The following is a 17,362-nucleotide window of genomic DNA, read 5'->3' on the forward strand; positions in this document are numbered from 1 at the left end:
AGGGGGCGCAGCGGGGCAGCGGGTGTGACAGGGCGTCTCCCGGCTCCCGTTATGCTGGGGTGTCCCTTCCGCCCCGTCACCGCCTGGAGTCCGTCGTGCGTATCGACCTGCACACCCACTCCACCGCGTCCGACGGTACGGACACCCCCGCCGAGCTGGTGCGCAAGGCGGCCGCGGCCGGCCTGGACGTGGTCGCGCTCACCGATCACGACACCACCCGCGGGCACGCCGAGGCGCTCGCCGCGCTGCCCGGGGGGCTGACCCTCGTCACCGGTGCCGAGCTGTCCTGCCGTCTCGACGGCGTCAGCATGCACCTGCTGGCCTACCTCTTCGACCCCGAGGAGCCCGCGCTGCTCGCCGAGCGCGAGCTGGTGCGCGACGACCGGGTGCCGCGGGCCAAGGCCATGATCGCCAAGCTGAACGCGCTGGGCGTGCCGGTCACCTGGGAGCAGGTCGCACGGATCGCCGGCGGCGGTTCCGTGGGCCGGCCGCACGTGGCCTCCGCCCTCGTCGAGCTGGGCGTCGTGCCGACCGTGAGTGACGCCTTCACGGCCGACTGGCTGGCCGACGGCGGCCGGGCGCACGTGCAGAAGCACGAGACGGACCCCTTCGAGGCGATCCGGCTGGTCAAGAACGCGGGCGGGGTCTGCGTGTTCGCGCATCCGGCGGCCGCCAAGCGGGGCCGGACGGTGCCGGAGTCCTCGATCGCCGAGATGGCGGCGGCCGGGCTCGACGGCATCGAGGTCGACCACATGGACCACGACCCCGACACACGCGCGCGGCTGCGCGGCCTGGCGAAGGAGCTGGGACTGCTCGCGACCGGGTCCAGCGACTACCACGGCAGCCGGAAGACCGTCGCGCTCGGCGAGTACGCGACGGACCCCGAGGTCTACGGGGAGATCACCCGGCGGGCGACCGGGGCGTTCCCGGTGCCGGGGACCGGCGGGGCCTGAGTCCGCAGGCCGGCGGCCCCTCCGGCGCCGGCACGCGCGGCCCGGGCCCGGACCGGTGGGGTTTCTGCCCCCCGGTGGGTCCCCCGGCCTCCCGGCTCGGCGGGCCCCACGTCCCGTCGCGCCCGGTCCTACGCCCCCTCGCGGGCAGATCTGTGCGCTCGCGAGCCGGAAACCCCGTGACCGCAGCCTCCGACGCCCGGACGGTGCGGGCCCGGAAGCCCGGTCGGCGGTGACCGGGTCGCCCGCATGAAGCGGGCAGGGGGCTGGGGGTCAGGGGACCGGCCGGGCCGCGCCCCACCATCACGTCACCCTCCTGTTCGTACCGGCGTACCGCTTTCGTGCGCCCTCACTTCTTCGGCAAGGCCTTCTCCACCCATGTTCGACGTCGCCGTCTTCGGCTCCCTCTTCCTCACCCTCTTCGTGATCATGGACCCGCCCGGGATCACCCCGATCTTCCTCGCACTGACCGCCGGACGCCCCGGCAAGGTGCAGAAGCGGATGGCCCTCCAGGCCGTCTGCGTCGCCGGCGGCGTCATCGCCGTGTTCGGCCTGCTGGGGCACCAGATCCTCGACTACCTGCACGTCTCCGTGCCGGCGCTGATGATCGCCGGTGGTCTGCTGCTCCTGCTGATCGCGCTCGACCTGCTCACCGGCAAGACGGACGAGCCGAAGCAGACCAAGGACGTCAACGTCGCGCTCGTCCCGCTCGGCATGCCGCTGCTCGCCGGGCCCGGGGCGATCGTGTCCGTCATCCTCGCCGTGCAGAGGGCGGGCAGCGTCACCGCGCAGGTGTCGGTGTGGTCGGCGATCCTTGCCATCCACGTCGTGCTGTGGCTGGTCATGCGGTACTCGCTGCTGATCATCCGGGTCATCAAGGACGGCGGTGTCGTCCTGGTGACGCGGCTGGCGGGCATGATGCTCTCCGCGATCGCCGTGCAGCAGATCATCAACGGCGTGCTGCAGGTCGTCCGCGGGGCGTGAGGCGCCGCCTCCGTCCGCGGCGCGTGAGCCGCCTCTGCGCGGACCCCGCCCGTCCGCGCCCCCGCACGGCGCAGGCCCCGTGCGGTGTCGTACCGCACGGGGCCTGTGAAGAGTGAACGCTGTGAGTGAGAAACCGCTTCTTACGAGGCCGGGCTGTCGGCCGGGCGGATCCAGAGCCGCTGGCCGACTGCGGCGGCCTGCTGAACGATCCGGTTGACGGAGGCGGCGTCCACGACGGTGCTGTCCACGGTGGTGCCGTCGACCTCGTCGAGTCGCATGATCTCGAAGCGCACGGGCTTCTCCCTTCGTCTGGTCATCCTCCTGCGGAGAATTGCTCGGTGCGGCGCACGGGCCGTCGGTGCCCCGTGCTCCATAGGTATGCAACCCCATCCGTGTTACATCCATTCCCTACGCTAAAGAAAATTTTCGAACAGCTAACTACTGACCGGTAAGGGAGTCTCGGTGGACCAACCGGGAGCGGTTGTGTCCACAGCGTGACCGCCGGGACAATGGAGGCGATGAACGACGACCTGGCGGCGCTCTCCGACCGCATCGACCGCACGAACGGGCTGCTGGAACGCATGCTCGTCGAGGTGGCGAAGACGCCCTCGACCCACGCGATCTTCGTCGACGCCGGGTATCTGTACGCGGCGGCGGGACGGCTGGTGGCGGGCACGGAGGACCGCCGCGCCTTCGACCTGGACGCCGAGGGGCTGATCGACGCGCTCATCGACAGGGCCCGCACGGTCTTCGCGGACAGCCGCCTGCTCCGCGTCTACTGGTACGACGGAGCCCGCCGCCGCATCCACACCGCGGAGCAGCAGTCGATCGCCGAACTCCCGGACGTGAAGGTCCGGTTGGGCAACCTCAACGCCAACAACCAGCAGAAGGGCGTCGATTCCCTCATCCGCTCCGATCTGGAGTCGCTGGCGCGGCACCGCGCCATCAGCGACGCTGCGCTGCTCGGCGGTGACGAGGACCTCGTCTCGGCCGTGGAGGCGGCCCAGGGCTACGGCGCCCGGGTCCACCTGTGGGGCATCGAGGCCGCGGAGGGCCGCAACCAGGCGGAGCCGCTGCTGTGGGAGGTCGACAGCCAGCGCACGCTCGGCCTCGACTTCGTCAAGCCCTATGTCTCCCGGCGCACGGCGCCCACCTACGAGGCGACCGCCGGGGTCCGGCCGACCCGCGAGGACGTCCGGTTCGTGGGTGCGCAGATCGCCGCGAAGTGGCTGGCCGCACGCGGCCGGGAGGCGCTGGTGGAACTGCTGCCCGGGCACCCCTACCTGCCGGGTTCCGTGGACCAGGACCTGCTCGTGGAGGCCGAGGGCGTCCTGCAGTACTCCCTGCGCGGCCAGGCGGACCTGCGGCGCGCCCTGCGGGACGGCTTCTGGGAGCACCTGCAGACGCAGTACTGAGACCCGGCTTCAGCCGTCGCCGCCCGGGGTGACGCCGTCCCAGAAGTCGGCCAGGGCGCGGGCGGTGGCGAGCGGCCGGTCGGTGTTGGGGGAGTGCTCGGCGCCGTCGATCACCGTGCGCCGGGCCCGGAGCCGTACGGCCATGTCGTCGAGGAGCGGCAGCGGCCAGGTGTCGTCGCGCGCGCCCGACAGGACGTGGAACGGCAGGGGCAGCGCGGCGAGTTGCGCGACGCGGTCCGGCTCGACGCACAACTGGCGCCCCGTGGCGGTCAGCTGGGCGGGCTTGTTGCTCAGCCAGCGGCGGCGCAGGTCCAGCCGGTCGTCGAGGCCGGCGTCCAGCTCGGTGCCGGTGTCGGTCTCCTCCGGCAGTTCAGCGGCCTGGATGGCCTCCCACACCTCGGCCATCGACATCACCGCGAGCGCGTCCCGCAGCAGCTTCACACGCTGCTGCTGGGGCGCGGAGATCTGGGCGGGGCCGGACGCCATCAGGGTGAGCGAGACGAAGGGGGAGTGGTCGAGGAGCACGGCCGCGCGCGCGATCTGGCCGCCCAGGGAGTGGCCCAGCAGGTGCACGGGCGTGCCCAGTGCCGTCGCCTGCGCCAGCACGTCCAGCGCCAGCTCCTGCTGCGCGTAGGCGGACTCGTCGTCAGCGGGGCCGTCCGACTCGAACTGCCCCCGCCCGTCCACGGCCACCGTCCGGTACCCGCGCGCCGCGAGCGGCTCGTGCAGCGGGTTGAAGTCCTCCTTGCTCCCGGTGAACCCGGGCAGCAGCAGGACGGTGCCCCTCGCCTCCGCGCGGGCGTCCGCGGGCGCGTCGACCACGGCGAACTCGCCCCGGGCGGTCCGCAGACGGTAGGCCCGGGCGCCGGGCGGCGGGACGAAGGTGGGGGGCCGGCTCATGCGCCGAGGCTATCGGTCGCCCGGGCGGCGGCGGGGAGGGGCCCGGCCTCGGCCGAGAGCAGCGGGAGGCTTGCACGCCGCGGCCGTGCCTGCCGCCCGGGTGCACCGCCCGCGCCTGCCGAGGGGCGCGTGGTCCCACCTCAGCGTGGGGCCGGGCCGTCCGGTCGTGCGTCCGGTGTACCGCCTGCGCCTGCCGAGGGGCGTGGGCCATGGTGTCTCGGCCGGGTGCAGCGTGTCCCTGCCCGCGCCGCGCCGCGCTGGGCCGTCCCGTCGTGCGTCCCGGCGCACTGCCCGTGCCTGCCGAGGGGCGCGCGGGTCACGGCGTCTCGGCTGGGCGCAGCGCGTCCGAGCCGTCGCCGCGCCGCGCCGCGCCGGGCTGGGCCGGGTGGGGCGAGGTCCCCGCAGGCAACGACCGGACGGCCCGGCCCCACGCGAGGTGGGGCCGGGCCGGACCGTCGTGTGTCCGGTGTACCGCCTGCGCCTGCCGAGGGGCGTGGGCCATGGCGTCTCGGCCGGGTGCAGCGTTTCCAGGCCCGCGCCGCGCCACGCGGGACGTCCGGTGGTGCGTCCCGGCGCACTGCCCGTGCCTGCCGAGGGGCGCGCGGGTCACGGCGTCTCGGCTGGGCGCAGCGCGTCCGAGCCGTCGCCGCGCCGCGCAGGCCGGGTGGGGCGAGGTCCCCCGCGGGCAACGACCGGACGGCCCGGCCCCACGCGAGGTGGGACCGGGCCGTCCGGTCGTGCGGTGGCTCGTACGGGCGGGCCGTACGGCCGGATGCGCGTGAGCCCGATCAGGCCTCCGCGGCCTCCACGGCGGCCGTGGCCTTGCGGGTCCGGCGCGCGGGCTTGGCCGGCTCGCCCGCCGGGGCCGTGTCACCGGTCGCCTCGGGGGCTTCCGCGGCCTTGCGGGTGCGGCGGCGCGGCTTGGCCTCCTGCTCCCCGGTCGCCTGCGCCGGGATGTCGGCCGTGGTGGCCTCGGGAGCCTCGGCGGCCTTGCGGGCGCGACGGCGCGGCTTGGCCTCGGCCTCCGCGGCGGCACCCTCGGCGGTGTCGACCGCTGCCTGGGCGGCGACCGCCTTCTTCCGTGTGCGGCGCGGCTTGGCCTCGGCGGCCTCGGCCGTGTCGACCGCTGCCTCGGGGGCCTCGGCGGCCTTGCGGGTACGCCGGCGCGGCTTGGCTTCCGCCTCCGCGTCGGTCTCCGGTGCCTGAGCCGTCGCGGCCGCCGTCTTGCGGGTGCGGCGCGGCTTGGCCTCCGCCACGCCCTCGGCGGTGTCGACGGCACTCGCGGCGTCAGCGGTGGCCGTCGCCTTGCGGGTGCGGCGGCGCGGCTCGGCCTCGGCGGAGTCGACCGCCTCCGCAGTGGCCTCGGCCGTGTCCGCGGCCGCTCCGGCAGCGGCGGCCGCCTTCCGGGCACGACGCGGCTTCGACTCGGGCGCGGCGGGCTCCTCGGCACCCTCGGCCGTGGCGACCACGGCCTCGGCGGCGTCGGCGGCCTGGGCGGCCTTGCGGGTACGCCTGCGCGGCTTGGGCTCGGTGGCCGTCGTCTCCGCGGCCTCCGGCGTCCCGGCCGGTGCCGTGTCGCCGATCGCGTCCGGGGACGCGGCCGGTGCGGCGGCGTCGACGGCCTCAGCGGCGGTCACCGCGCGCTCCGCCGACTTGCGGGTACGGCGGCGGCGCGGCGCGGCCGGGGCATCGGCGGCGTCGAGGGCCGGGCCCTCCGCCGTCGTCACCGCGGCCTGGGCGGTCTCGGGCGCGGCAGCCACGGCGGCCGGCTCGGCGGCGGCAGCCGCCTCGGCGGTCACCGGCTGCGCCGGCACCCCGCCGCGCATCCGCCGGCGGCGGCGCGGCGTGCGCGTGCCGGAGGCCTCGTCGGCCGCGGGGGTCTCGCCGGCCGCCGGCGCGGTGACGGCGGACGTGCCGCCGGGAGCCGAGTCCAGCAGCTCACCGCTGCGGGTACGGCGCCGGCGGCGCGGCGCGCGCTCCGGGCGCTCGCGGTCGGCCGTGCGGGCGGCGTCCCGGTCGCCACGGTCACCCCGGCCGCCGCGACCGCGTCCACCGCGGCCACCGGTCTCACCGAGGTCCTCCAGCTCCTCCGCCGCCAACCCGGCGCGCGTGCGCTCCGAGCGGGGCAGGACACCCTTGGTGCCGGCGGGGATGTCGAGGTCGGCGAAGAGGTGCGGCGACGTGGAGTACGTCTCCACCGGGTCGTTGAAGTCCAGCTCCAGCGCCTTGTTGATCAGCTGCCAGCGCGGGATGTCGTCCCAGTCGACGAACGTGACCGCCGTGCCCTTCGCGCCCGCGCGGCCGGTACGGCCCACGCGGTGCAGGTAGGTCTTCTCGTCCTCGGGCGACTGGTAGTTGATGACGTGGGTGACGCCCTCGACGTCGATGCCGCGCGCGGCGACGTCGGTGCAGACGAGAACGTCCACCTTGCCGTTGCGGAAGGCGCGCAGGGCCTGCTCGCGGGCGCCCTGGCCGAGGTCGCCGTGGACGGCGCCCGAGGCGAAGCCGCGGCGCTGCAGCTGCTCGGCGATGTCGGCCGCCGTGCGCTTGGTGCGGCAGAAGATCATCGCCAGCCCGCGGCCCTCGGACTGCAGGATGCGCGCGATCATCTCCGGCTTGTCCATGGAGTGCGCCCGGTAGACGAACTGCTTGATGTTCGCGACGGTCACGCCCTCGTCGTCCGGCGCGGTGGCGCGGATGTGCGTGGGCTGGGACATGTAGCGGCGGGCCAGACCGATCACGGCGCCCGGCATGGTCGCCGAGAACAGCATGGTCTGCCGCTTCGCCGGCAGCATGTTGATGATCTTCTCGACGTCGGGCAGGAAGCCCAGGTCGAGCATCTCGTCGGCCTCGTCGAGGACGAGCGACTTGATGTGCTTCAGGTCAAGCTTCTTCTGGCCCGCCAGGTCCAGCAGGCGGCCCGGGGTGCCGACGACCACGTCGACGCCCTTCTGGAGCGCCTCGACCTGGGGTTCGTAGGCCCGGCCGCCGTAGATGGCGAGGACCCGCACGTTGCGCACCTTGCCGGCGGTGAGCAGGTCGTTGGTGACCTGCACGCACAGCTCGCGCGTGGGGACGACCACGAGCGCCTGCGGCGCTCCGGTGAGGTCCTCGGGCTTCGCGCGGCCCGCCTCGACGTCGGCGGGTACGGTCACGCGGTCCAGGAGCGGGAGGCCGAAGCCCAGCGTCTTGCCGGTGCCGGTCTTGGCCTGGCCGATGACGTCCGTGCCCGAGAGGGCCACGGGCAGCGTCATCTCCTGGATGGGGAAGGGAGTGGTGATGCCGACGGCCTCCAGGGCCTCGGCGGTCTCGGGAAGGATTCCGAGTTCACGAAACGTCGTAGTCAGGGTGCTGCCTCTTCTGTGTGCGCGGCGCGAGGCGAGCGCGGGGGTCGTGTCGTCCGACCGTGCCGGGAACGGACGGCCGCTCTCACGGGCGGACCGTGTGGCACGGGACCACAGCCGACGCTCTAGCGCTCGAACCGCTGAGGGTCCCTCCGGCCGTCGTACACGCGAGGGCGTACGGCAGGCCGGGGAGGGCTGTCGGGTCGGAGCCGATCGGGCCACCGACCGGGCATCCTCATGCGTGCGCCCTGTCGAGGTACTTCGGAGTACTCGCCGGGCGCACTTACCACCATACCCTGGATTCGCGCACACGCGATGGCCGATTCGGTCACGTAGTCGTCGTCACACTGAATGACCATGTCCGTGCATGACGCGGGGAGCGAGCTATTGTGCGCTGCATGACGAGCTCTGACAAGCCTGACAACGTCTCCGACGCACCGGCCGCGCGCACCGGGGTCTCCGCCCGGGACTGGACGTCGGCGTCCGCCGACCCGCAGTACCGCGCCGCGGTCGTGGACCTGCTCGGCGCGCTGGCGTACGGGGAGCTGGCGGCGTTCGAGCGGCTCGCGGAGGACGCCAAGCTCGCGCCCACCCTCGCGGACAAGGCCGAGCTGGCGAAGATGGCCTCGGCCGAGTTCCACCACTTCGAGCGGCTGCGCGACCGGCTGACCGAGATCGGCGAGGAGCCGACCGTGGCCATGGAGCCGTTCGTCGCGGCGCTCGACGGCTTCCACCGGCAGACGGCGCCCTCGGACTGGCTCGAGGGCCTCGTCAAGGCGTACGTCGGCGACTCCATCGCCAGCGACTTCTACCGCGAGGTCGCGGTCCGCCTGGACGCGGACACCCGCGAGCTGGTGCTGGCCGTCCTCGACGACACCGGCCACGCCGGCTTCGCGGTGGAGAAGGTGCGCGCCGCCATCGACGCGGACCCGCGCGTGGGCGGCCGGCTCGCGCTGTGGGCGCGGCGTCTGATGGGCGAGGCCCTGTCGCAGTCCCAGCGGGTCGTGGCCGACCGGGACGCGCTGTCGACCATGCTCGTCGGCGGGGTCGCGGACGGCTTCGACCTGGCCGAGGTCGGCAGGATGTTCTCCCGGATCACCGAGGCGCACACCAAGCGCATGGCCGCGCTCGGCCTGGCGGCCTGACGGCCCGAGGCCCGGGCGGGCCGCGTGGTCAGGGGACGCGCCGACGCCGGCGCCGGATCAGGCCGGCACGGACCGTCGGCGCAGTCTGCCCGCGGGGCGCAGCAGCAGCGACAGCGACGCGGCCGAGACGACCGCCGCGCCCACCAGGCTCGGCAGGACACCGCCGGTGCCCAGCGCGCTGTGCGTCACGAAGTCGCCGAAGAGCGCGCCCGCGACGCCGGTCGACAGCACCAGCGGCGTGGAGGGCAGGCGGTGCGAGAGCCGGTGGAGCGCCGCCCACGCGAGCAGCAGACCGAGGACGGCCGAGCCGAACGCTTCCAAGATCATGAGTGGTCCCTCCCGCACGGTCGGCCCGTGCCCGACGATCGTGACCCGTCATACCCCTGACCTGCGGAAGGCAACCCTCCCTGTGGGTCGTTCGTGTGAGACCCGTGAAGACGGGACGGGGGCGGACGGTGCCGAGGGGAGTCCGCGCGCACGCGAAGGGCCCGGCGGTCCTCAGAACCGCCGGGCCCCCGCTCGTCTCGTCCGGGACTACAGCGCGCCGAAGCCCACCTTGCGCGGGGCGGGCTCGCCGATCTCCACGTATGCCAGCCGGTCGGCCGGAACCAGGAGCTTGCGGCCGTGCTCGTCCACGAGGCTCAGCAGCTGCGACTTGCCGGCCAGCGCCTCGGCCACGACGCGCTCGACCTCCTCGGCGGTCTGACCGCTCTCCAGAACGATCTCGCGGGGCGCGTGCTGCACGCCGATCTTGACCTCCACGGCTATGTCCCTCCGACGGTCAGTGAAGTGCGCGACCTTCCGCGCCGTACCAGCACACATTAGCCCGGTGAGGGGACGTAAACGCTGTGGCGGGGCACGCCAGGAGCGAACAGCCGGCGGGAATGACAACCGGCCGGCACCCGTTCCGGCCGGCCGGGGCCGGCTCAGTGGTGCTGCTCGTTGCCGTGGAGGGGGAAGCCCGCGATGCCGCGCCACGCCAGGGACGTCAGCAGCTGCACCGCCTGATCGCGCGGGACGCTGCGGTCGCTGTGCAGCCAGGACCGCGCCACCACCTGGGCGAGGCCGCCGAGACCGGAGGCGAGCAGCATCGACTCGGCGCGCGAGAGACCCGTGTCCTCGGCGATCACCTCGCAGATCGCCTCGGCGCACTCGTTCGTGACCTTGTCGACGCGCTCGCGCACCGCGGGCTCGTTCGTCAGGTCGGACTCGAAGACCAGCCGGAAGGCGCCGCCGTCGTCCTCGACGTACGCGAAGTAGGCGTCCATGGTGGCGCGCACACGCTGCTTGTTGTCCGAGGTCGACGCGAGCGCGCTGCGCACGGACTGGATGAGCGAGGCGCAGTGCTGGTCCAGCAGGGCGAGGTAGAGGTCGAGCTTGCCCGGGAAGTGCTGGTAGAGCACCGGCTTGCTGACGCCGGCGCGCTCCGCGATGTCGTCCATGGCGGCCGCGTGGTAGCCCTGCGCCACGAAGACTTCCTGGGCGGCACCCAGCAGTTGGTTGCGCCGGGCGCGGCGCGGCAGGCGTGTACCGCGCGGGCGTACCGCCTCTGTCTGCTCGATGGCTGTCACGCCGCCTCCCAAAGTCGTCCCTGTGCGGTGTGGACCGCGCCGCCATCGTACTTTTCGGTAACCGTGCTGTGCGCGGTGCGAGCGCAGTTTTTCACGGACCGGACGGTGCCGACGGCGGCGCGGAAGGTTTCAAACGGGATCATGCCGGGCAAAGCGCGGCTCCGCTCCTGTTCAGCAGCGGTCTTCGCCGTGCGTCACCGCGGACGGCGGCGGGCCCGGCGTCCGGCACCCGGCCCGCGGGCCACCGCGCGCCCGTCCCGTGCGTCACCGGTAGTCGTCCTCGTCGAGGGAGACGACGCGCGCCTGCTCCGCGAGGTCGGCCTCATTCGCCCGGTCCGGCGCGACACCGGTGAGGGGCTCGTCGCGGTCGGGCGCGACGTCCGCCAGCTGCTCGGCGGCGTCGCCCTCGGGGGCCTCGACGCCGATCTCCCTGCCCGCCTCGGCGTCCTCGGTGTCCTCGAACGTCTCGGGGTCGGTGGGATCGATGGTCATACTGGGCTCCCTTCCTACGTATGTCCCTGGGAATCAGGGGGCCACATGCGGGTGCCCTGTGTACGAGCGTAGGAGACACCCCAAGTGGACGCCATGCGTCTGCGGGCGCGGGGGTCCGGCCGGCCGGACCGGTCCGGTCCGTGTGACGGCGAACACGTGATTCGCCGCGTGATCGTCTCGTAACATTGCCGCATGTCTTCGACCGAGCTGCCCTCCGTGCCGCCCGCCAACGTGCTTCCGAAGGTGGCGCCCGTCAGGGTCGAGGAGGGTGAACGGCTGCGGACCGTCGGACTGCCGGGGGTGACCCTGAGCGTCCGGTCCAGGCCGCCCGCGCGGGAGGGCCTGCCGCCCGCCCTGTACGTCCACGGGCTGGGCGGGTCCTCGCAGAACTGGTCGGCGCTCATGGCCCTGCTCAAGGGGGTCGTCGACGGCGAGGCGCTCGACCTGCCGGGCTTCGGGGACTCCCCGCCGCCGGACGACGGCGACTACTCCGTGACCGGCCACGCGCGCGCGGTCATCCGCTACCTCGACGCCTCCGGACGCGGTCCCCACCACCTGTTCGGCAACTCGATGGGCGGGGCGATCGCCACGCGTGTGGCCGCCGTGCGGCCCGACCTCGTCCGCACGCTCACCCTCGTCTCCCCGGCCCTGCCCGAGATCCGCGTGCAGCGCAGCGCCGTGCCGACGGGACTGCTCGCCGTGCCGGGCATCGCGCCGCTCTTCACACGCATCACCAGGGAGTGGACGGTCGAGCAGCGCGTCCGCGGGGTCATGGCGCTGTGCTACGGCGATCCGGGACGGGTGACGCCCGAGGGGTTCCGCAACGCGGTGGAGGAGATGGAGCGGCGGCTGCGGCTGCCGTACCACTGGGACGCGATGGCCCGCTCGGCGCGCGGCATCGTGAACGCCTACACGCTCGGCGGCCAGCACGGACTGTGGCGCCAGGCCGAACGCGTCCTGGCGCCGACACTCCTCGTCTACGGCGGCCGGGACCAGCTCGTGGGCTTCCGCATGGCGCAGAAGGCGGCCCGCGCGTTCCGCGACGCCCGCCTGCTCACCCTGCCCGACGCCGGGCACGTGGCGATGATGGAGTACCCCGAGACGGTCGCGCTGGCTTTCCGGGACCTGCTGCGGGACGCGGGGCAGGCCCCGGAGGGCGACGCGACCGCTCGTACCGCTCCGGGTGACGGGGCCACGGCCGGCTCCGCGCGCGGTGAGGTGCGCGGGGTCTCCCCGGACGGCGGACCGCCGGGCGGCGGTGCGAGAGCGGACGGTGCGCGGCCGGACGGTGCGCAGCCGGACGGTGCGGGATTGGACGGTGCGCGGCTGGACGGTGCGCGGCCCGGTGGCGCTGATGCCGACGCGAGCGCCGATGCGGGTACGGGAGGCTGAGGGGCGACGTGGGACGCCACAGCCGCCGCGGGCCGGCCGCCAAGGACGGCGGCACCGCGGAGACAACTGCAGGACGGGACGGCCGCGACGGCCGAACGGGCCGCGAGGGACGGGAAGTCCGGGACCGGCGCGAGGACGGCGACCGGCGGGAGAGCGGCGAGGGCCGCGACCGTGGGGCCGGCCGGCCCGGTCCGGGCGCGGTCCGGGACGGCCGGCAGCCGCAGGGTGCCGCGCCGGCCGGCCGACGGCCGGGCCCCGCGCCGGCGCCGGGGCAGCAGCCGCGGGGCGCGGTGCCGGGACAGGCTTACGGAGATTTCCGGCTGCCCGACGGGACGCCCGCGTACGGGACGCCGAGGACGGCCGGCGGTGGGACGCCCGCGTACGGGACGCCGAGGACGGCCGGCGGTGGGACGCCCGCGCACGGGACGCCGAGGACAGCCGGCGGCGGGACGCCCGCGCACGGGGCGCCGCGCTTCGCCGACGGGACCCCGGCCCGTGGTGTTCCGCGGGTGCCGGACGGCGCAGCGGCTCGCGGTGTCCCGGGTGCGCCCGCGGGAACCCCGGCCCACGGTGTCCCGGGCGCGCCCGACACGGCCCCGGCCCACGGCGGCCGGGCCCGTGGCGGTCATCCCGAACAGCGTGAAGCGGGCGGCGCCTGGGGCGCGTTCGAGGCCCGTGGGGGAGTCAGCGGTGCGCGGGAGCGCCGGGCCGCCCGCCCGGATGTCGCCCTTCCCCGGCAACGGCAGGCGCCGCCCGCCGGACCCCGGCAGGCGTACCTGGACGCCTTCGACGAGGAGGAGGACGCCTTCGCGCGCCGCAGTCCGGCCACCGTGCCCTCCTCGGACCCGTCGTCCCCCCCGCCCGGACGGAACGCGGCGTCCGGGCGGTACGCGGAGACGGGACGGAACATCCCGCCCGGGCGGAACGCCGCGTCCGGGCGGTACGCGGAGACGGGACGGAACATCCCGCCCGGACGGGGCGCCGGGTCCGGGCGGACCGCCGAGCCCGGTGGTGGCGGGGGCGACGGCGCCGCGTCGCCGGCCGGCGAGCCGGCGGAGCGCAGGGGAACCAAGGGGCGGACGTTCACCGGCATCGCGGCCGCCGCCGTCACCACGGTGCTCGCCGTCGTCGTCGCCGGGCAGGTCACCGACGGCCGCACCGGCAACGCGGCGCAGCCGCAGTCCGCCGCCGACGGCGCCGGTGAGGCGATCGCCGCGGGCGGCCCCGACGGCTCGTCCGGAGCGCCCGGCGCCACGCCCCTGTCGTACGAGCAGAAGATGAACCTGACGTACCCGCTCAGTCCGACGCTGAAGGGTTCTGGGGCGTTCGACGTGGTGCCCGGGTTCGCCGAGGCGCCGGGCAAGGGGCGGAAGTACACCTACCGCGTGGACGTGGAACGGGGGCTGGGACTGGACGGCGAGCTCTTCGCCGAAGCCGTGCACAAGACGCTCAACGACGACCGCAGCTGGGCCCACGGCGGCGAACGCACCTTCGAGCGGGTCTCCTCCGGCGAGCCCGACTTCGTGATCACGCTGGCCAGCCCGGGAACCACGGCCGAGTGGTGCGCCAAGTCGGGGCTGGACACCACCGAGGACAACGTCTCGTGCGACTCGGCCGCCACCGAGCGCGTGATGATCAACGCCTACCGCTGGGCGCAGGGGTCCACGACCTACGGGAAGCGGATCCACGCCTACCGGCAGATGCTGATCAACCACGAGGTCGGCCACCGGCTCGGCCACGGCCACGTCGACTGCGAGAAGGACGGCGAGTTGGCACCGGTGATGCAGCAGCAGACGAAGTTCCTCGACCACGACGGGATCCACTGCCTGCCCAACGCCTGGGTGCACCCCGAGGGCTGACGCGCGACCGCGCGTCGCGCGCAGCGGGCGCAGACGCTCCTTCGTCACGGTGCGTCGGTGAGTGATCCCCTAGCGCGACGGAACGCCTCCCGCGCGGGAAAGTTACGGCCGTTCACCCCTTTTGGTGGCACGACGGACAACCGTCCGTCGCGCCACCGGCATGTCCGCATACGTTCGTCCCGCTGCGAGCCGCCCGTGCGACGGCGGCTCCCCGGACGGAGGAAGCGGGGTGTACTCGTGCGCATCGGACTGGTGACGGAGGGTGGCTACCCGTATGTGGGCGGTGAGTCCGGAACCTGGTGCGACCGGCTCGTGCGCGGGCTCGGGCAGCACGAGTTCGACCTCTACGCACTCAGCCGCAGCCGGGCGCAGGAGGAAGAAGGCCGGGTGCCGCTTCCGCCCCAGGCCGGCCGGGTCCGCACGGCGCCGCTGTGGCGCGCCGAGGACGACGGAGTGGTCCACGGGCGCCGCGCGCGCCGGCGCTTCGCCGAGTGCTACCGGGAGCTCGCCGCGGTCCTGGCCTCCACGAGCAACGCCGACCCTGGTGACAGGACCGGTCCCGGCGTTCCGGACGATCAGGCGGACCGTTTCGCCAGGGCGCTGTACGGGCTGGCCGACCTGGCCCGCGACGAGGGCGGCCTGGGGGCCGCGCTGCGCTCGGAGGCCGCCGTCCGCGCCCTGGAGGGAGCCTGCCGCGCCCCCGGCGCTGTACGGGCCGCGCGCGGGGCGCGCGTGCCGGATCTGCTCACGGTGGCCGCGCACCTCGAACGCGCCCTGCGCCCCCTCTCACTCGACTGGTACGGGGACGACGACCTCGGCGCGGCCGACCTCTGCCACACCGCGGCCGGCGGCACGGCCGCCCTGCCCGGGCTGCTCGCCCGCCACTTCTGCGGCGTCCCCCTGCTGGTCACGGAGTACGGCGTGCGGCTGCGCTCGCACTACCTGGCCCCCGGCGCCGAGGAGACCGCACCGCCCGTGCGGGCCCTGCTCGCCGCCTTCCACGGCCGGCTCGCCACCGAGGCCTACCGCCGGGCCGCCGTCGTCACCCACGGCAACGCGCACACCCGCCGCTGGCAGGAGCGCTGCGGCGCGGACCGCGCCGTCCTGCGCACCGTCCACCCCGGCATGGACGCCTCCCCCTTCGCCGAGGCCGGCGAGGCGCCGGACGCCGCCGACCCCGGCACGCTGGTGTGGGTCGGACGCGTGGAGCCCGCCAAGGACCTGGTGTCCCTGCTGCACGCCTTCGCCGAGGTCCGCCGGCGGCAGCCGGGGACCCGCCTGCGCATCGTGGGCGCCGCGGCGGGCCCCGACGGGGCCGAGTACCTGGGCCACTGCCGGGCGCTGGCCGCCCAGCTCTTCCCCGACGAGGCCGAGGGACCGCACACCGCCGGCGACAACCCGGTCTCCTTCGAGGAGGTCGGCGGCCCGGAGGCGCGGACCGTCGCCGACGTGTACGCGTCCGGCGCGGTGACCGTCCTGTCCAGCGTCGTCGAGGGCTTCCCGCGCGGCCTCGTCGAGGCCATGTTCTGCGGTCGCGCCACGGTGTCCACGGACGTCGGCGCCGTCGTGGAGGTGGTGGGCGGCACCGGGCTCGTCGTGCCGCCGCGCAACCCGCGGGCGCTCGCCGAGGCGTGCGTGGCACTGCTGCGCGACCCCGAGCGCCGTGCGCGCCTCGGGGCGGCCGCCCGCGCCCGCGCGCTCGAACTCTTCACCGTCGAGCAGAGCGTCGCCGCGTTCCACGGCATCTACCTGGAGATCGCCTCGCGCTGCCCAGTGCGGCGCGTCGTGCTCGACGTCACCGGCGCCCCCCTGCCCTTCGCCGACCCGGCCGAGGCCCACCTGCCCGGGTACTGGACGGGTACGCCCGCCGGGACGCGCGGCGCACCCGCGTGGGCGGCCGGCGCACCGCTACGCGCCACGACCCCCGGAACCGCCGCGGAGGCCGCACGATGACCGGCCCGGCGACCGGCCCGGCGACCGGCCCGGCGACCGGCCCGGCCCGGCCGGACGACCCCGGCACCCCGGCCGCTCCCGCCGCGACGGACGCGCGCACACAGCCGTGGCCCCGGGAGGACACGCGGCCCGCCGGCGACACCGGCCGCCCCCGGGGCGGCAGCCTCCACCGCGGCGCCGCCGACCCGGTGAAGGTGCTGATGCATCGCCACCAGGCGCTGTGCGAACGGGCCGTCGACCCCCTGGAGATCGCCGCCGGCCTGGAGGCCCACGGCGTCAGCGACCGCACCGCCGCCCGGTTCCGCCACCGCGACGTCTTCTCACTCGCCGAGGAGATGTACGCCCGCGTGCCCCGGGACGGCGACGCGCCCGCCCGCCCCGGCACCGCCGCCGCTCCCTCCACGGGCGCCCGCCGGCTCGCGCTCGGCCTGCTGCCCGGCGCGCTGTGCGCGGCGGCCGTGACCGGAGCGCGCCTCACCGAAGGCCGCCCCCGCCTGCTGGTGGCCGCGGCCGGCGTCCTCGCCGTCGTCCTCGCCGTGCACGCCGTGCTCCGCCGCGGCCCCCTGGGCATCAGGAGGACCGTGCCGCGCGGGCCGCACACGCCGGGCGCCCGGAGGTCGACGTACTGGCTCGCCGCCTACGCCCTCCTCGGCGACGGCCTGCTGGGCGTCGCCGTCGCCGGCGGCCCCGACGGACTGCCCGACGGCACCGCGGCCGGTCCCTGGCCCCTGACCGTCGCACCCGTCCTGGCCCTCGCCCTCGCCTGCGCGCCCGCGGCGGTCGCCGCCCACCTGTTCGCCGTGGGGGCCCGGCGCCGGCTGGAGGCCAGCCACGGCCTGGAGGAGTTCGCCGCCTCCGTACGTCCGCTCCTGCTCGGCACCTTCGTCCTGTTCCTGTGTGCTCTGACCGCCCTCACAGCCGCCTGCGGCGCGGTGCTGCACGAGCCCGCCGCCTACGCCGGCACCCTCGCCCTCGGCGCCCTGCTCCTGCTCGCCCGGCTCCTCGCGGCGCACGGCTTCCACCACGCGCCGGTCGTGGGCCTCGGCGTCGCGGCCGGAGCCGAGGCGACCGCCCAGGCGAGCGTCTTCGCCGCCCGCCTCCCGGGCTGCGACGCCCTCGCCGTACCGGTCGACGCCCTCGTCGCCCGCTTCGGCCCGGGAAGCGTCCCGGCGCTCGCCTGCGGAGCGGCCGCCTGCCTGCTCCTCGTCCACGCGACCCGCAGGCTGACCAGGGCGTCGGCCCACGCCCCGGCGGAGGATCCGCCGTGAGGGGCGCCGGAACGCCGGGGGGCGCGGTGCCCAGTGCCCTTGCTCCCGCGCGCACGCCGGTCCGGTACGGAATGCCGGCGGGCGCGGTG

General features: G+C 75.4%; 15 protein-coding genes. 8 read left to right on the forward strand and 7 right to left on the reverse strand.

The genetic code is table 11. The features are described from left to right. Positions 1-95: 95 nt before the first annotated feature. Positions 96-953 (forward strand): PHP domain-containing protein, encoded by an 858-nt coding sequence (locus ABZ920_RS15085; RefSeq protein WP_361503780.1) that lies wholly within the window; start codon positions 96-98, stop codon positions 951-953. A 375-nt stretch (positions 954-1,328) separates the two neighbouring features. After that, complete coding sequence (locus tag ABZ920_RS15090; RefSeq protein WP_361503783.1) at positions 1,329-1,934, forward strand: MarC family protein; 606 nt, start codon at positions 1,329-1,331, stop codon at positions 1,932-1,934. 140 nt (positions 1,935-2,074) lie between these two features. Here ABZ920_RS15090 and ABZ920_RS15095 read toward each other — a convergent pair whose 3' ends face one another. Continuing rightward, complete coding sequence (locus ABZ920_RS15095) at positions 2,075-2,251, reverse strand: hypothetical protein (protein ID WP_361503895.1); 177 nt, start codon at positions 2,249-2,251, stop codon at positions 2,075-2,077. A 192-nt stretch (positions 2,252-2,443) separates the two neighbouring features. On the opposite strand from ABZ920_RS15095, the gene ABZ920_RS15100 reads away from it, so the two are divergent. Further along, complete coding sequence (locus ABZ920_RS15100; protein WP_361503892.1) at positions 2,444-3,349, forward strand: NYN domain-containing protein; 906 nt, start codon at positions 2,444-2,446, stop codon at positions 3,347-3,349. A 9-nt stretch (positions 3,350-3,358) separates the two neighbouring features. On the opposite strand, the gene ABZ920_RS15105 is transcribed toward ABZ920_RS15100, so the two are convergent. Both ABZ920_RS15105 and ABZ920_RS15110 read right to left on the reverse strand, forming a co-directional pair. Continuing rightward, positions 3,359-4,249 (reverse strand): alpha/beta hydrolase, encoded by an 891-nt coding sequence (locus ABZ920_RS15105; protein WP_361503786.1) that lies wholly within the window; start codon positions 4,247-4,249, stop codon positions 3,359-3,361. A gap of 788 nt (positions 4,250-5,037) precedes the next feature. Next, positions 5,038-7,503: a DEAD/DEAH box helicase gene (locus tag ABZ920_RS15110; protein ID WP_361503789.1), complete on the reverse strand. Its 2,466-nt coding sequence runs from the start codon at positions 7,501-7,503 to the stop codon at positions 5,038-5,040. A 488-nt stretch (positions 7,504-7,991) separates the two neighbouring features. Here ABZ920_RS15110 and ABZ920_RS15115 point away from each other — a divergent pair, with 488 nt between their 5' ends. Beyond that, positions 7,992-8,738, forward strand: coding sequence for a ferritin-like fold-containing protein (locus ABZ920_RS15115; RefSeq protein WP_361503792.1), 747 nt, complete (start codon positions 7,992-7,994; stop codon positions 8,736-8,738). Positions 8,739-8,795: 57 nt separating this feature from the next. On the opposite strand, the gene ABZ920_RS15120 is transcribed toward ABZ920_RS15115, so the two are convergent. From ABZ920_RS15120 to ABZ920_RS15135, 4 genes are all read right to left on the reverse strand, one after another. Next, positions 8,796-9,065 carry a hypothetical protein gene (locus ABZ920_RS15120; RefSeq protein ID WP_361503795.1) on the reverse strand — a complete coding sequence of 90 codons (270 nt, stop codon included), beginning with the start codon at positions 9,063-9,065 and terminating at the stop codon, positions 8,796-8,798. 207 nt (positions 9,066-9,272) lie between these two features. Beyond that, complete coding sequence (locus ABZ920_RS15125) at positions 9,273-9,500, reverse strand: DUF3107 domain-containing protein (protein ID WP_030854792.1); 228 nt, start codon at positions 9,498-9,500, stop codon at positions 9,273-9,275. A 164-nt stretch (positions 9,501-9,664) separates the two neighbouring features. Next, positions 9,665-10,309, reverse strand: coding sequence for a TetR/AcrR family transcriptional regulator (locus ABZ920_RS15130; RefSeq protein ID WP_361503798.1), 645 nt, complete (start codon positions 10,307-10,309; stop codon positions 9,665-9,667). A gap of 264 nt (positions 10,310-10,573) precedes the next feature. After that, the gene (locus tag ABZ920_RS15135; protein WP_361503801.1) at positions 10,574-10,801 is read right to left on the reverse strand and encodes a hypothetical protein; all 228 of its coding nucleotides are present in this window, start codon (positions 10,799-10,801) and stop codon (positions 10,574-10,576) included. Between the two features lie 192 nt (positions 10,802-10,993). On the opposite strand from ABZ920_RS15135, the gene ABZ920_RS15140 reads away from it, so the two are divergent. The 4 genes from ABZ920_RS15140 (at position 10,994) to ABZ920_RS15155 (ending at position 17,273) form a co-directional block, all read left to right on the forward strand. Beyond that, positions 10,994-12,193, forward strand: coding sequence for an alpha/beta hydrolase (locus ABZ920_RS15140; protein ID WP_361503804.1), 1,200 nt, complete (start codon positions 10,994-10,996; stop codon positions 12,191-12,193). Between the two features lie 8 nt (positions 12,194-12,201). Further along, positions 12,202-14,052, forward strand: coding sequence for a DUF3152 domain-containing protein (locus ABZ920_RS15145; RefSeq protein WP_361503807.1), 1,851 nt, complete (start codon positions 12,202-12,204; stop codon positions 14,050-14,052). A 237-nt stretch (positions 14,053-14,289) separates the two neighbouring features. Next, entirely contained in the window at positions 14,290-16,005 is a 1,716-nt protein-coding gene (locus ABZ920_RS15150; protein WP_361503809.1) for a DUF3492 domain-containing protein, read from the forward strand. Beyond that, positions 16,002-17,273, forward strand: coding sequence for a hypothetical protein (locus ABZ920_RS15155; RefSeq protein WP_361503812.1), 1,272 nt, complete (start codon positions 16,002-16,004; stop codon positions 17,271-17,273). The genes ABZ920_RS15150 and ABZ920_RS15155 overlap by 4 nt, the downstream gene beginning before the upstream one ends. Positions 17,274-17,362 lie beyond the last annotated feature (89 nt).

The organism is Streptomyces sp. NPDC046831 (assembly GCF_040645305.1).
In the GTDB taxonomy this organism is placed as follows: domain Bacteria; phylum Actinomycetota; class Actinomycetes; order Streptomycetales; family Streptomycetaceae; genus Streptomyces.

What these genes read in the sequence shown, in the direction of transcription:
- ABZ920_RS15090 (WP_361503783.1), top strand. Translation starts at nt 1,329, where the DNA reads ATGTTCGACGTCGCCGTCTTCGGCTCCCTCTTCCTCACCCTCTTCGTG.
- ABZ920_RS15095 (WP_361503895.1), bottom strand. Translation starts at nt 2,251, where the DNA reads ATGACCAGACGAAGGGAGAAGCCCGTGCGCTTCGAGATCATGCGACTC.
- ABZ920_RS15100 (WP_361503892.1), top strand. Translation starts at nt 2,444, where the DNA reads ATGGAGGCGATGAACGACGACCTGGCGGCGCTCTCCGACCGCATCGAC.
- ABZ920_RS15105 (WP_361503786.1), bottom strand. Translation starts at nt 4,249, where the DNA reads ATGAGCCGGCCCCCCACCTTCGTCCCGCCGCCCGGCGCCCGGGCCTAC.
- ABZ920_RS15110 (WP_361503789.1), bottom strand. Translation starts at nt 7,503, where the DNA reads ATGACGCTGCCCGTGGCCCTCTCGGGCACGGACGTCATCGGCCAGGCC.
- ABZ920_RS15115 (WP_361503792.1), top strand. Translation starts at nt 7,992, where the DNA reads ATGACGAGCTCTGACAAGCCTGACAACGTCTCCGACGCACCGGCCGCG.
- ABZ920_RS15120 (WP_361503795.1), bottom strand. Translation starts at nt 9,065, where the DNA reads ATGATCTTGGAAGCGTTCGGCTCGGCCGTCCTCGGTCTGCTGCTCGCG.
- ABZ920_RS15135 (WP_361503801.1), bottom strand. Translation starts at nt 10,801, where the DNA reads ATGACCATCGATCCCACCGACCCCGAGACGTTCGAGGACACCGAGGAC.
- ABZ920_RS15140 (WP_361503804.1), top strand. Translation starts at nt 10,994, where the DNA reads ATGTCTTCGACCGAGCTGCCCTCCGTGCCGCCCGCCAACGTGCTTCCG.
- ABZ920_RS15155 (WP_361503812.1), top strand. Translation starts at nt 16,002, where the DNA reads ATGACCGGCCCGGCGACCGGCCCGGCGACCGGCCCGGCGACCGGCCCG.